Annotated in this window: 9 protein-coding genes, 2 tRNA genes and 1 rRNA gene; 8 read left to right on the top strand and 4 right to left on the bottom strand. The window is 42.6% G+C overall.

What is annotated here, in order from left to right:
- Positions 1–19 precede the first annotated feature (19 nt).
- The gene (gene fdhD / locus EL242_RS10480; RefSeq protein WP_126302539.1) at positions 20–835 is read left to right on the top strand and encodes a formate dehydrogenase accessory sulfurtransferase FdhD; all 816 of its coding nucleotides are present in this window, start codon (positions 20–22) and stop codon (positions 833–835) included.
- Positions 835–1,764, top strand: a complete 930-nt coding sequence (locus EL242_RS10475; protein WP_126302538.1) for an AEC family transporter — start codon at positions 835–837, stop codon at positions 1,762–1,764. The genes fdhD and EL242_RS10475 overlap by 1 nt, the downstream gene beginning before the upstream one ends.
- Positions 1,765–1,853: 89 nt before the next feature.
- Here the strand turns inward: EL242_RS10475 and EL242_RS10470 are convergent, their stop codons facing one another.
- Positions 1,854–2,363: a peptidylprolyl isomerase gene (locus tag EL242_RS10470; RefSeq protein ID WP_126302537.1), complete on the bottom strand. Its 510-nt coding sequence runs from the start codon at positions 2,361–2,363 to the stop codon at positions 1,854–1,856.
- Between the two features lie 155 nt (positions 2,364–2,518).
- Here EL242_RS10470 and cysS point away from each other — a divergent pair, with 155 nt between their 5' ends.
- Positions 2,519–3,898 (top strand): cysteine--tRNA ligase, encoded by a 1,380-nt coding sequence (cysS, locus tag EL242_RS10460; protein ID WP_126302535.1) that lies wholly within the window; start codon positions 2,519–2,521, stop codon positions 3,896–3,898.
- Positions 3,899–4,012: 114 nt separating this feature from the next.
- Here cysS and thrB read toward each other — a convergent pair whose 3' ends face one another.
- Together thrB and thrA are read right to left on the bottom strand one after the other, a co-directional pair.
- Positions 4,013–4,960, bottom strand: a complete 948-nt coding sequence (gene thrB / locus EL242_RS10455) for a homoserine kinase (RefSeq protein ID WP_126302534.1) — start codon at positions 4,958–4,960, stop codon at positions 4,013–4,015.
- Positions 4,960–7,416, bottom strand: coding sequence for a bifunctional aspartate kinase/homoserine dehydrogenase I (gene thrA / locus EL242_RS10450; protein WP_126302533.1), 2,457 nt, complete (start codon positions 7,414–7,416; stop codon positions 4,960–4,962). Before thrA ends, thrB begins: the two co-directional genes overlap by 1 nt.
- A gap of 444 nt (positions 7,417–7,860) precedes the next feature.
- Between thrA and sodA the strand changes: the two genes are divergently transcribed.
- Complete coding sequence (sodA, locus tag EL242_RS10445; protein ID WP_126302532.1) at positions 7,861–8,502, top strand: superoxide dismutase [Mn]; 642 nt, start codon at positions 7,861–7,863, stop codon at positions 8,500–8,502.
- A gap of 62 nt (positions 8,503–8,564) precedes the next feature.
- Here the strand turns inward: sodA and alr are convergent, their stop codons facing one another.
- On the bottom strand, positions 8,565–9,689 hold the full coding sequence (gene alr / locus EL242_RS10440; protein WP_126302531.1) for an alanine racemase: 1,125 nt from the start codon (positions 9,687–9,689) through the stop codon (positions 8,565–8,567).
- 128 nt (positions 9,690–9,817) lie between these two features.
- Here alr and recD point away from each other — a divergent pair, with 128 nt between their 5' ends.
- From recD to EL242_RS10420, 4 genes are all read left to right on the top strand, one after another.
- Positions 9,818–11,779, top strand: coding sequence for an exodeoxyribonuclease V subunit alpha (recD, locus tag EL242_RS10435; protein ID WP_126302530.1), 1,962 nt, complete (start codon positions 9,818–9,820; stop codon positions 11,777–11,779).
- Between the two features lie 352 nt (positions 11,780–12,131).
- Positions 12,132–13,671: ribosomal RNA gene (locus tag EL242_RS10430) — 16S ribosomal RNA — on the top strand.
- 75 nt (positions 13,672–13,746) lie between these two features.
- Positions 13,747–13,823 (top strand) — tRNA-Ile (locus EL242_RS10425).
- 56 nt (positions 13,824–13,879) lie between these two features.
- A tRNA-Ala gene (locus EL242_RS10420) sits at positions 13,880–13,955 on the top strand.
- Positions 13,956–14,089 lie beyond the last annotated feature (134 nt).

Below are 14,089 nucleotides of genomic sequence, written 5' to 3'. Positions count from 1 at the left end.
CAAGTGAGAGATAAATATTGTGAATAAGATCACAAAAATAAATGCCAAAAAATTATCATTATCAACTAATAGTATTAAACAAAAAGATGATGAAGAGAATTTAATTTCAGAAGTGCCGGTTGCTTTGGTATATAACGGTATTTCTCATACTGTAATGATGGCAACACCGGCTGATTTGGAGGACTTCGCTTTAGGATTCTCATTGGCGGAAGGGATTTTAAATGCCCCATCGGAATTATATGGTTTAGATGTAATTGAACAAGAAAATGGAGTAGAAATTCAGCTTGAAATATCGAGCCGCCAATTTGTTGCATTAAAAGATAAACGCCGCTCAATGGCAGGTAGAACAGGTTGCGGTATTTGCGGTGTAGAGCAATTAGAGCAGGTTAATCAAAGTTGCAAAATTGTTAAGAAAAATAACCGCTTACAGAACGTCAATCCACTGATTTTAGAGGATTGTTTATTACAGCTAGAAAATGCTCAATTCTTATCGAAAGAAACCGGTGCAAGCCACGCCGCTGCATTTTTTACCCCGGATGGAAAACTGCTTGCTATTCGTGAAGATGTAGGCAGACACGTAGCGTTGGATAAATTAATCGGTTGGTATGCCAAAGCTGATTTTCCGATTGGATTTGTGTTTGTAACTAGTCGTGCTAGCTTTGAAATGGTGCAGAAATGCTTAGCCATCGGCATTGAAATGCTGTGTGCCATCTCAGCGACCACTGAAATGGCAGTGAATATGGCTCGTGAAAATCAATTTACCTTACTTGCTTTTGCCCGCAAAGGCAAAGCGACCATTTATGCAGGAGAAGAGAGACTCGCTCTTAATCGATAATGGAAATAGCCCTTTTATTAGCCGATAAAATTCTACAATTAACCCTGATGGTGCTGCTCGGCTACCTCATCGTTAAAACCAAATTACTCAAATCGGAACACAGTTATCCGATTTCGGTTATCGGACTTTACATTATCAGCCCGGCAATGCTGATTACTGCTTTTCAAGTAGATGACACCACCGAAATACTAAACGGCTTGTATCTGGCATTTTTAATCTCCGTCTTATTAAACGGCTTGTTAATTCTGCTTGGTTGGCTGCTCAAAAGAGCGTTGAAATTAGACAACATAGAACAAGCCACCGCTATTTATTCCAACTCCGGCAACTTAATTATTCCGATTGTTGCCTCCCTGTTCGGCAATGAATGGGTGATTTATTCAACGGCTTTTATTGTGGTGCAAAATGTGTTGTTTTGGTCTCACTTACGGCTGCTGATTTGTGGCAAAGGCAATGTGCCGTTTAGAAAGATGATCTTTAATATCAACATTATTGCGATTGTGATTGGTATGATGTTGTTTTTGCTACATATCAAACTGCCCGCTACGCTTGCAAACACGCTCTCAACTTTAGGGCATATGTTAGGGCCTTTAGCAATGCTTGTGGCAGGGATGTTAATTGCAGCAATTCCATTTAAAGAGATTATTACCGATAAACGCATTTACTTGGTGGCTTTTCTCCGCTTGATTTTTATTCCGCTGATTTTGTTAGCGGTGATTAAACTCGGCGGTTTTGCGAGCTGGATCGAGAATGGAAAAACAGTGGTAATGATTACGTTCTTAGCGACTATTAGCCCATCTGCTGCAACCGCAACCCAAATGGCGGTGGCTTATGGGCAAGATGCTAAAAAAGCCAGTGCAATTTATGGCGTAACCACCTTGCTCTGTGTGTTTACAATGCCCCTGATTATTTGGCTATATCAATTCATATAAACAAGCGGTCGATTTTTGCCACTTTTTTGCAACGCTGAGAAATGCAAAAAATGGCGAAAAACCAACCGCTTGTAGGCTAATTTGGGAAATTAGGCAACGGTTACAGACTCAATCACCACATCTTCAACCGGTACATCTTGGTGGAAGCCTTTATTGCCGGTTTTCACACCTTTGATTTTATCGACTACGTTCATACCTTCTACCACTTCGCCAAATACCGCATAGCCCCACTCTTGCACCACGGTTTTACCGAACATCTCTTTTGAGCGGTAATCTAAGAAAGTGTTATCCGCCACATTAATGAAAAATTGTGATGAGGCAGAATGCGGATCAGAAGTACGAGCCATAGCGATTGTGCCACGTTTATTGCTTAAACCATTACCAGCCTCATTTTGAATCGGAGCTTTAGTTGCTTTTTCAGCCATACCTGCCGTCATTCCGCCACCTTGAATCATAAAGCCGTCAATCACGCGGTGGAAAATCGTGCCGTTATAAAAACCTTCTTTAGCGTAATCTTCAAAGTTTTTCGCAGTAATCGGGGCTTTTTCAAAGTTTAATTCGATTTTGATGTCACCAAAATTAGTGTGTAATGTAATCATTCTATGTTCCTTTATAAATAAAAATGGAGGGGAAAATAAATTTCGCTCGCTATTATTAAAAAGTTTAGGCCAAATTGCAAAAAAATCTCAAAATCAGACCGCTTATTCGCTATACTTAGCCTCATTAGTTACTGAATGTTACACAAGAGGACTTTATGCTCAAAATTTATAACACCCTAAAACGTGAAAAAGAAGAATTTAAGCCGATTAACCCAAATCAGGTGGGAATGTACGTCTGTGGCGTAACGGTTTACGATCTTTGTCATTTTGGGCACGGTCGCACTTTTGTCTCTTTCGATGTGATTGCCCGTTATTTACGTTATTCAGGATACAATTTACGTTATGTGCGTAACATTACCGATGTGGACGATAAAATCATCAAACGTGCCTTAGAAAATAACGAAACTTGCGATGAATTAGTCGATAGAATGATTGCTGAAATGCACCAAGATTTTGATGCGTTAAATATTCTTCGTCCGGACGTTGAGCCACGAGCCACCAAGCATATTCCTGAAATTATTGCGATGGTAGAAAAACTGATTAACAACGGACACGCTTATGTCGCAGCCGATGGCGATGTGATGTTTGATGTGGAATCGTTCCAAAAATATGGTGCGTTATCCCGCCAAAATTTAGAACAACTACAAGCCGGTGCAAGGGTAGAAATTAAATCAATCAAGAAAAACCCGATGGATTTTGTTTTGTGGAAAATGTCGAAAGCCGGTGAGCCAAGCTGGGAAAGCCCGTGGGGAAACGGCAGACCAGGCTGGCATATTGAATGTTCGGCAATGAACAGCAAAGAATTGGGCGAACATTTTGATATTCACGGCGGTGGCTCGGATTTAATGTTCCCGCATCACGAAAACGAAATCGCACAATCTTGCTGTGCTCACGGTGGCGATTATGTCAATTATTGGCTACACACCGGAATGCTCACCATTGATAAAGAAAAAATGTCAAAATCGTTGGGCAATTTCTTCAGCATTCGCCATATGTTAGGCTTATACGATGCTGAATCGTTACGTTATTTCTTCTTAACCGCCCATTATCGTTCGTTATTAGATTACAGTATTGATAACCTTGATTTAGCCCGTTCGGCTCTTGAGCGTTTATATACCGCTCTGCGTGGTTGTGATGTGTCGGGCGAATCCATCGGTGGTGAACACTATGTAGAAGCCTTTAAAACCGCAATGGACGATGATTTCAACACTCCGGGGGCATTAGCAGTATTATTCGAAATTGCGCGTGAGTTGAACAAGCTCAAAACCGAAGATATGGCAAAAGCCAATAGTTTAGCTGTTCGCTTAAAAGAGCTAGCGGGCGTGCTAGGTTTATTGGAACAAGATCCTGATGCGTTTTTAAAAGGTGATGCGAATGATGATGAAGCAGCAGAAATCGAAGCATTAATTAAACAACGCAACGAAGCCAAAGCCTCCAAAAATTGGGCAGTTGCAGATGAAGTACGAGATAAACTCAAAGCGATGAATATCGTACTGGAAGACACGCCAAACGGTACAATTTGGCGTAAGGCATAGCCTTCGGTTGTTTATAAGTAATAGACTTTTCAAAAAATTAATTAAAAAGGGCTGCTCCAAGTGGTATTGGAGTCAGTCCTTTAAGTTATTTAGTGATATGGTTGTTCGAGAGGGCTATTTCAGCTCTCTTGCTCCTTGATTATCGACTTTACAGATATGAATAAAGCCTTCGTTGTTTTGTAGATATTCTTTCTCTAAATAGCTCACTAAACGTTGAGCGTGTTCGAGATCAGGGGCTATCGCAAACATTGTCGGACCGGAACCTGAAATACCGACCGCTAACGCACCTAAGTCTTTACAGCCTTGACGAACAGTCGGAAAGTTCGGCAGTAAATCTTCACGGTAAGGCTCAGCAATTAGGTCTTTCATCATTGTAGCAGCCAAGATATCTTGGTGTGTATGGCAAGCGTGGACGAAAGAGCCTAAGTAGCGAGCTTGCTGAATCATATCTTGTCGAGTGTAGCTTTTCGGCAAAATAGCACGGGCTTCAGCAGTTGATACTTCCACGCCCGGGTAGGCAAGCACCCAATACCACTCATCAAAGAATGGCAACGGTTGGCAAATATTACCGAGCGATTGTGTCATTAATTGCAAGCCACCTAAATAGCAAGGGGCAACGTTGTCGTAATGGATTGAACCTGAAATTCTGCCTTCCAATTCGCCCATCATTTCCAGTAATTCCATTTTGGAGAAGGGTTCATCGTGGAATTTATTGAGTGCGACCAATGCTGCAACAATAGAACAAGCACTTGAGCCAAGCCCTGAGCCAATCGGCATATTTTTTTCCAGCGTTAGGCGTAAGTTTTTCACAACACCGCCACGCAGTTTTAGCCGTTCGCTAAATAGCACATAGGCTTGGTAAACGATGTTTTTTTGTGGCTCTTTTGGTAGCTTACGAACAAAGTAACCGGCACTTTCCAGTTCAAAAACTTGCTCGGATTCTTCAATTTGAACTACATCGCCTAGTAGAGAGCCATCAATCGGGGAGATTGCCGCCCCGAGTGAATCAAAACCTACGCTGATATTGGCACTGGAGGCAGGGGCATAAATTCGTAATACCATTAGTTTACCCCCCCTTGTAAGGTACGCAGAATATCGGCAAAAATACCGGCAGCGGTTACGCTATTGCCTGCACCATAGCCACGCAATAACAGTGGGATCGGGTTGTAGTAGCGAGTGAGGAAGGCAAGAGCATTTTCGCCGTCTTTTACTTTGTAAAGCGGATGGTTTTCGTCCACGGCTTCAATGGCAACACGGCACTTGTCACCGGTGATCGAACCTACATAACGCAATACTTTGCCTTCCGCTTTAGCTGCCTCAACACGTTTGCTGAATTCAGCATCTAATGAAGGTAGCACTTGTAAAAATTCATCACGGCTCATTCCTTCCGAGAAGCCTTTTGGTAATACACCTTCAATTTCAATGTCGTCAAATTCAAGCGGTAAGCCGGTTTCACGAGCAAGAATTAAGAGTTTACGAGCAACATCTGCACCGGATAAATCATCTCGTGGATCAGGCTCGGTAAAGCCTTTTTCTTTGGCGATTAAAGTTGCTTGCGAAAGGGTTAAACCTTCTTCTAATTTGCCGAAAATGAAAGAGAGCGAACCGGATAAAATCCCTTCAAATTTTTCCACTTCATCACCGGCAGCTAATAGGTTTTGTAAGTTTTCAATTACCGGTAAACCAGCCCCTACATTAGTTTCGTAGAGGAATTTATGCTGGCTTTGACGGGCATTTTCACGCATTTCTAAGTAGTAATCATAACCTGAAGTATTAGCTTTTTTGTTTGGTGTCACAACGTGGAAGCCTTCTTTTAAGGCTCGTGCGTACAGGTTTGCCACCGATTGTGCCGAAGTACAATCTACAAACACCGGGTTTACCACGTGGTGGAATTTGATGAAAGAAAGCAATACGTCAAAGTCTGACGGCTGAATTGCTTTTTCTAAATCTTCTTTCCAGTTGTCTAAATTCAAGCCGTTTTCGTTGAGTAACATTTTATCCGAGTTGGCTAACGCACATACACGGATCTCAATGTCCTTCTTTGCCAAAAACTCCTTTTGCTGTTTGACCTGTTCGATGAGTTCGCTCCCGACACCGCCTACACCGACTAAAAACATATCCACTACACGTTTGCTGTTAAATAGCGATTTGTGAGTTGCTTTTACTGCCTCAATCGCTTTATTTAACGGCACGACAGCAGAAATGGAACGCTCTGATGAACCTTGTGCAATTGCTACAATGCTGATGTTAGCTTGAGCAAGGGCAGAGAAGAAACGGGCAGCAATCCCTTTAGCGGTACGCATACCATCACCAACCACCGAAACAATAGATAAATCTTTAATAATATCAATCGGGTCAAGTAAGTTTTCAGATAACTCTTGTGCAAATTCAACATTTAATGCAGCTAAGGCTTTTTCTGCTGATTTTGCCGGCACACAGAAGCTGATGCTATATTCTGATGATGATTGGGTAATTAAAATTACCGAAATACCGGCTTTCGACATCGTTGAGAACACTCGGGCGGCCATACCCACCATTCCTTGCATTCCTGAACCTGAAACGTTGAACATCGCCACGTTATCAAGGTTGGTAATCCCTTTTACTTTGAGATTATCGTTTGCCACATTGCCATCAATTAATGTACCTTTTCCTTCCGGATTGGCGGTATTTTTGATTAAACACGGAATATTGAGTGGCACTAAAGGCCCGATGGTGCGAGGGTGGATCACTTTCGCCCCAAAGTAGGAAAGCTCCATTGCCTCTTGGTAGCTCATTGTTTCTAAGCATACTGCATCAGGCACTAAACGAGGGTCACAGGTGTAAACGCCATCTACGTCCGTCCAGATTTCACACACATCGGCTTTTAAGCACGCTGCTAAACAAGCAGCAGAATAATCTGAACCGTTACGCCCTAATAACACCAGTTCGCCTTGTTCATTACCTGCGGTAAAACCAGCCATGAGAACAATATTTTTCTTTGGAATTGAACCTGCATCAACTCGTTTGGTGGATTCAGCGATATCGACCGAAGATTCCAAATAACTGCCGTGAGCCAATAATTTTTCAACCGGATCAATGCGAGTGACTTCATAGCCTTTTGCCTCAAACCACGCTTGCATCATCGCAATAGAGAGTTTTTCACCCCGGCAGTGAATGGTGGCAGCAATTTTATCTGACAACGATTTGGTTTGAGCTGACTCTGCCGCCACTTGTTGAATTTGGTTTAATTCCGCGTCCACTAAGGCTAATAGTGCTTCTTTAGCAAAGTGATTATTTGCAGCATATAAGCCGTTAATGATGTTGTGGAAAATCTCGGTAGCTTCGGAAAGATTAGATTGAAATGATTCACCAGCAATCGCTTTATCTACAATAGCAACAAGGTGATTAGTGATTTTGGCAGGGGCAGATAATACACCGGCAGCTTGATCTGCCAAGTGGGATTTTTCGATAATCTCTGCCGCTTGCATAAAGCGTTCAGGGTTGGCAAGGGAAGTGCCTCCAAATTTAAGAACTCGCATAGTTACTCCTGATAAATTATTTGTAAATTTTTATACAAAAAAACCCGCTTGTAGCGGGTTTTCGGTTTATTCTTTCACTATTTCAGCCAATTAAAACCCGCACTATGTTGGTGACATAATGGTGGTAATAATCGTTGTCATCATATTAAAACAATTCATTGGCGGAATCTCGGTCAAGAGAGTGAATAACGGTTCAAGAATGCGTGAAAATAATGCCTTTGTCAATGGGCTTAACGCTGTTTTTCACCACATTTTTTTAAATTTCTTTGTCTTTCTATATAAAACAATTAAAAGCAAGAATTTGATTAGGAACCTTTCTAAATAGATAGTGAAATAATTTTGTTCTAGATCAAAAAAATATGCATTTTTTGCCGATTTCTTGCTAGAATGTAATCAGAGTTTGACTCTGATTAACCTATTAATTATTTGAAAAAGGAATTAACTATGGCATACACATTACCAGAATTAGGCTACGCTTATGACGCATTAGAGCCACATTTTGATGCAAAAACAATGGAAATTCACCATACTAAACATCATCAAACCTATATCAATAATGCCAACGCTGCATTAGAAGCTCACCCCGAATTATTAGAAAAATGCCCGGCTGAGTTAATTAAAGATTTAAGCCAAGTACCTGAAGAAAAACGTACCGCAGTGCGTAATAATGTGGGCGGACACGTAAACCACACTTTATTCTGGAAAGGTTTAAAAACAGGCACAACATTACAAGGTGCATTAAAAGAAGCGATTGAACGTGATTTCGGTTCGGTTGAAGCATTCCAAGCAGAATTTGAAAAAGCAGCAACAACGCGTTTCGGTTCAGGCTGGGCGTGGTTAGTGGCGGCAGACGGCAAATTAGCTGTTGTTTCAACTGCAAACCAAGACAACCCATTAATGGGCAAAGAAGTAGCTGGCGTTTCAGGCTACCCGATTTTAGGCTTAGACGTTTGGGAACACGCTTACTACTTAAACTACCAAAACCGCCGTCCGGATTTCATTAAAGCATTCTGGAACGTGGTAAACTGGGACGAAGCAGCTCGCCGTTTTGAAGAAAAAGTGGCAACCTGCAGTTGTGCGAAATAATATTTTCGATCTTGAATAAGCTACAAGCGGTAAAATTTGTTGAAAATTTTACCGCTTGTTGTTTATTTATATTCAAAAATCACGCGAGGGGTGAGCTTGGTAATCAGCTCATAGCTAATCACGCCAATGTGTTTCGCCACATCTTCAATCAATAGTTGCTCTCCCCAAAAAATGGCTTTATCGCCCACTTTATCTTGGCTCTCTGCACCTAAATCGACCGTCAGCATATCCATCGAAACCCGACCGACAATTGGCACTATTCTGCCGTTAATCAACACAGGTGTGCCTTCTGGAGCATTGCGGGGGTAGCCATCGCCGTAGCCCATTGCAATCACGCCGAGCTTGGTATCTTTAGGGCTTACCCAAGCTCCACCATAACCGACCGGCTCGCCGGCTTTGTGGGTACGCACAGCGATCAGGGAAGACGAAAGCGTCATTACCGGTTTAAAACCTAAATCGGTAATCGGCGTATAATGGGGAGAAATGCCGTGCATAATAATACCCGGGCGAACCCAATCATAATGAGCCTGTTTCCAATAAAGAATACCGCTTGAGGCGGAAATACTGCGGGCGTGATCGTGATATTTTTGCGTAGCTTGCTCAAATACTGAAATTTGTTTTTCGGTGTAGCCACAATCGAGTTCATCGGCACGGCTAAAATGGCTGACAAAGCTGATTGAATTAACCAACGCACAATTTTTCAAACGTTCAACAAAATGATCGACTTGTTCCGGGTGAATGCCTAAACGGTGCATTCCGGTGTCGATTTTTAGCCAAATATTAATCGGGAAGTAGATTTTGGCTTTACGAGCCCAAAAGCCTTTTTGTTGCTCTGCCTGCCATTCTTTTGCTACTTGCTCGAGTAATTCCAGTTGTTCGAGATTATGAATCACGGTATCAAACTTACGAGAAAGCGTTTTGAGCAACTCTTCTCGGTCGAAAAAACCTTCAACTAACACAATTTTGCCTGTGTAGCCGGTTTCTTGAATTTCTAAGGCCTCACGCAAACGGGCAACCCCAAAGCCATCAACCATATCCGCTAATGTACCGGCAGCCGGCAATAAGCCTTGCCCGTAAGCATTGGCTTTAATCATCGCCAATAATTTTTGCTTTGGTGCAAAAGATTTGATCAGGCGAATATTATGGCGGAGGGCTTGGCTATCAATGGTTGCTGTTGCTGGTTTCATAGTTATCTACATAGTTAAAATCACAAGAAAGGTTAAATTATACGCCTAAAATAAAAAATCCCTTAGAAAATAATGCAAAAAAGATTAGTATTACCACCTATGCAAGGTGGTTGATTCAAGGTTTGATTATGCTAAATTTATTATTGGAACTTAAACAAGAGAAGGTGATTTCTGACTTAAATTATCAATTTGCCCGTTTTATTGATAACAAACAGAAACCTTATGGTTATTCGCCTTTAGAACAAGATTTAGCGGTGTTAGCTGCTGCGTTGGTTTCTTACCAAGTGGGGCTTGGGCATACGGCATTACGTTTAGAAAATCTCAGCCTTTCTTCTCTTTTTGAATTAAATAGCAAGCCACAAACTTATCATTTGCTCGAACAAATTTTGCAAAAAATTGAGCAAATTCCACCGCTTGAATGGCAGAGCGTGCTGAAAAATCATATCGCTTTTAGCCATTCTCCCGAAACAATTAAACCGATGTTATTCCAAAACGGTTTGCTCTATTTTTATCGCTACTGGCAAGCGGAACATCGAATTGCCGGTTATTTACAACAAGCGGTTGGTTTTTCGGAAAAATTTGCAAATACCGAATTAAATAAAAACATTCTCAATCAATTATTTACTGAGCAATCTCAAACAGTCAATTGGCAAAAAGTTGCAGTGGCAACGGCACTGGAAAAGCCATTTAGCTTAATTTCAGGTGGGCCGGGAACAGGAAAAACCACGACAGTGGTGAAATTATTACTCGGGCTGCAATTAAAACAGCAAGCACTACAAAAACCATATTTGCAAATAGCTCTGGCTGCACCAACAGGAAAAGCAGCGGCAAGAATGAAGGAGTCGCTGGAAAGTAAGCTGGCGGAAGAGAAGGGCTTATCTGAGGCGTTAAAACAGGCTATTCCAACACAAGCTGTGACAATTCATCGTTTGCTTGGGGCTAGACCATTGAGTGAAGAAACCAAATATCACGCCAAAAACCCGTGGCATTATGATTTGGTAGTATTAGATGAGGCTTCAATGATTGATTTATCGATGATGGAGAAAATTGTTCAAGCCCTCAAACCAAACTCTCGCTTGATAATGCTGGGGGATAAAGATCAGCTTGCCTCTGTAGAGGCAGGATCGATTATGGGAGAACTAGGTTCTTTTATCGAGAATGGTTATAGCCAATCACATTGTGATTACCTGAAAGATGTTACCGGTTACCAAATTGAAGTCGGTAATGCGTTGCCGATTGGTGACTGTTTATCGCACTTAAAGCATAGTTATCGATTTGGTGAAAAAGCGTGGATTGGCGAGCTGGCAAATGCAGTAAATGAGCAAAAAATTAATCTTTCGTGGGAGATTTTTGCTAAATATAAAAGCAGCAATAAGTTAGAAAACTGCTGTTATCCGGAAACGAAAGAGGTAACAGATAAATCAAGTTGGATTGAAAAAAGTGTGCAAATGGTGGTGGATAAGGCAGTTGAACTTTATCGTGATTATTTGCAAGCGGTTCAAAAACGGGAGAAAAATCCACATTCAGTGAGTGTGAAAGCGATTTTTGAGAAATTCCAAAAAGTCCGCATTTTATCAGCCTTAAGGGTAAGTGAACTCGGTGTTGAACGCCTTAATATTGCGATTGCAGAAGGACTACGCAGAGCTGGGTTGGTGAAATTTAATCATAGCCGAGATCGTTATATCGGAAAACCGATTTTAATGACAGAAAATATGCCGATAAATAGCATTGCCAGTGGTGATGTTGGCATCATTTTGCCTGACGAAAATGGGGAAAGCCGAGTTTATTTTGATTCGTTACAAGAAAATAGAGAACACCATAGTTTGCCGTTAGGCAGGGTTTCAAATTATGAAACGGCTTATATTATGACGGTGCATAAATCGCAAGGATCTGAATTTGAACATACAGTATTGGTGTTACCGCATTCGATTTCCCCGGTGCTGACGAAAGAGTTAATTTACACGGCAATCACAAGAGCGAAAGATAAATTTACCTTATTTGGTAGCGAAAAAGTGTGGAAATATAGTGTTGGAGCTAAAACCGAAAGACAAAGTGGGCTAAAAGAACAAATAAATGGCAAATTTAGCTAAATTAATACTCGTTTTGCCGTAAAAATACGCAAGCGGTGATTTTTTTCAAATTTTTTACAAAAACCGCTTGCGTTGTTTTTGTTTTTCCCTATAATACGCAGCACACAACGACGCACTGTTGTGAACGATTTAAAATTGATTTCCAGTGCGTCGTTTCTTTTTGTTCTTTAACAATTTATCAGACAATCTGTGTGGGCACTTGTTGATTGACTTGATTGAAAATATTTTTTTAATTTTGAAGTCTTAATAGGTGCTAACTAGAAATTCATTACTTTCGTTTAACCTGATTTTAATTAGGTTTAAATTTGAAAGTGCGATTTTATGTCAGCAGTATTGAGCGATTAAACTTTTTGAATTGAAGAGTTTGATCATGGCTCAGATTGAACGCTGGCGGCAGGCTTAACACATGCAAGTCGAACGGTAGCAGGAAGAAGCTTGCTTCTTTGCTGACGAGTGGCGGACGGGTGAGTAATGCTTGGGAATCTGGCTTATGGAGGGGGATAACTACTGGAAACGGTAGCTAATACCGCGTAATGTCTTAGGACTAAAGGGTGGGACCATTTGGCCACCTGCCATAAGATGAGCCCAAGTGGGATTAGGTAGTTGGTGAGGTAAAGGCTCACCAAGCCCGCGATCTCTAGCTGGTCTGAGAGGATGACCAGCCACACTGGAACTGAGACACGGTCCAGACTCCTACGGGAGGCAGCAGTGGGGAATATTGCACAATGGGGGGAACCCTGATGCAGCCATGCCGCGTGAATGAAGAAGGCCTTCGGGTTGTAAAGTTCTTTCGGTGACGAGGAAGGCGACTGTTTTAATAGAACAGTCGATTGACGTTAATCACAGAAGAAGCACCGGCTAACTCCGTGCCAGCAGCCGCGGTAATACGGGGGGTGCGAGCGTTAATCGGAATAACTGGGCGTAAAGGGCACGCAGGCGGTTGTTTAAGTGAGGTGTGAAAGCCCCGGGCTTAACCTGGGAATTGCATTTCAGACTGGACAACTAGAGTACTTTAGGGAGGGGTAGAATTCCACGTGTAGCGGTGAAATGCGTAGAGATGTGGAGGAATACCGAAGGCGAAGGCAGCCCCTTGGGAATGTACTGACGCTCATGTGCGAAAGCGTGGGGAGCAAACAGGATTAGATACCCTGGTAGTCCACGCCGTAAACGCTGTCGATTTGGGGATTGGGCTTTAAGCTTGGTGCCCGTAGCTAACGTGATAAATCGACCGCCTGGGGAGTACGGCCGCAAGGTTAAAACTCAAATGAATTGACGGGGGCCCGCACAAGCGGTGGAGCATGTGGTTTAATTCGATGCAACGCGAAGAACCTTACCTACTCTTGACATCCAGAGAACCTTGTAGAGATACGAGGGTGCCTTCGGGAGCTCTGAGACAGGTGCTGCATGGCTGTCGTCAGCTCGTGTTGTGAAATGTTGGGTTAAGTCCCGCAACGAGCGCAACCCTTATCCTTTGTTGCCAGCGATTCGGTCGGGAACTCAAAGGAGACTGCCGGTGATAAACCGGAGGAAGGTGGGGATGACGTCAAGTCATCATGGCCCTTACGAGTAGGGCTACACACGTGCTACAATGGCGTATACAGAGGGCGGCGAGCCAGCGATGGGGAGCGAATCTCAGAAAGTACGTCTAAGTCCGGATTGGAGTCTGCAACTCGACTCCATGAAGTCGGAATCGCTAGTAATCGCAAATCAGAATGTTGCGGTGAATACGTTCCCGGGCCTTGTACACACCGCCCGTCACACCATGGGAGTGGGTTGTACCAGAAGTAGATAGCTTAACCGAAAGGGGGGCGTTTACCACGGTATGATTCATGACTGGGGTGAAGTCGTAACAAGGTAACCGTAGGGGAACCTGCGGTTGGATCACCTCCTTACCAAAATCGAGAACGACAGCAAGTGTTCACACAGATTGTTTGATAAAAGAAGACAAAAACCGAAGGTCATCCGTTGGGTCTGTAGCTCAGGTGGTTAGAGCGCACCCCTGATAAGGGTGAGGTCGGTGGTTCAAGTCCACTCAGACCCACCACTCAGAAGGCAAGCGAAAGCGAAGCGACTATGAGTGAAGAAAACGGAAGATGAAATGGGGATATAGCTCAGCTGGGAGAGCGCCTGCCTTGCACGCAGGAGGTCAGCGGTTCGATCCCGCTTATCTCCACCAATCATCGTGACTTTATCATCATACCTAAGATTACAAGCGGTTAAAAATACCGGATTATTTGCAATTTTAGGTATGATGATAGGCGAAAGCCATTATCTTTGTTCTTTAACAATATAGAAACAAGCTGAAAAACT

This window comes from Mannheimia haemolytica (assembly GCA_900638155.1).
Classification (GTDB): domain Bacteria; phylum Pseudomonadota; class Gammaproteobacteria; order Enterobacterales; family Pasteurellaceae; genus Mannheimia; species Mannheimia glucosida.
The sequence above is the reverse complement of the archived record's forward strand: the minus strand, read 5'-3'. Positions and strand labels throughout refer to the sequence as shown.

What these genes read in the sequence shown, in the direction of transcription:
- EL242_RS10475 (WP_126302538.1), top strand. Translation starts at nt 835, where the DNA reads ATGGAAATAGCCCTTTTATTAGCCGATAAAATTCTACAATTAACCCTG.
- EL242_RS10470 (WP_126302537.1), bottom strand. Translation starts at nt 2,363, where the DNA reads ATGATTACATTACACACTAATTTTGGTGACATCAAAATCGAATTAAAC.
- cysS (WP_126302535.1), top strand. Translation starts at nt 2,519, where the DNA reads ATGCTCAAAATTTATAACACCCTAAAACGTGAAAAAGAAGAATTTAAG.
- thrB (WP_126302534.1), bottom strand. Translation starts at nt 4,960, where the DNA reads ATGGTATTACGAATTTATGCCCCTGCCTCCAGTGCCAATATCAGCGTA.
- thrA (WP_126302533.1), bottom strand. Translation starts at nt 7,416, where the DNA reads ATGCGAGTTCTTAAATTTGGAGGCACTTCCCTTGCCAACCCTGAACGC.
- sodA (WP_126302532.1), top strand. Translation starts at nt 7,861, where the DNA reads ATGGCATACACATTACCAGAATTAGGCTACGCTTATGACGCATTAGAG.
- alr (WP_126302531.1), bottom strand. Translation starts at nt 9,689, where the DNA reads ATGAAACCAGCAACAGCAACCATTGATAGCCAAGCCCTCCGCCATAAT.
- recD (WP_126302530.1), top strand. Translation starts at nt 9,818, where the DNA reads ATGCTAAATTTATTATTGGAACTTAAACAAGAGAAGGTGATTTCTGAC.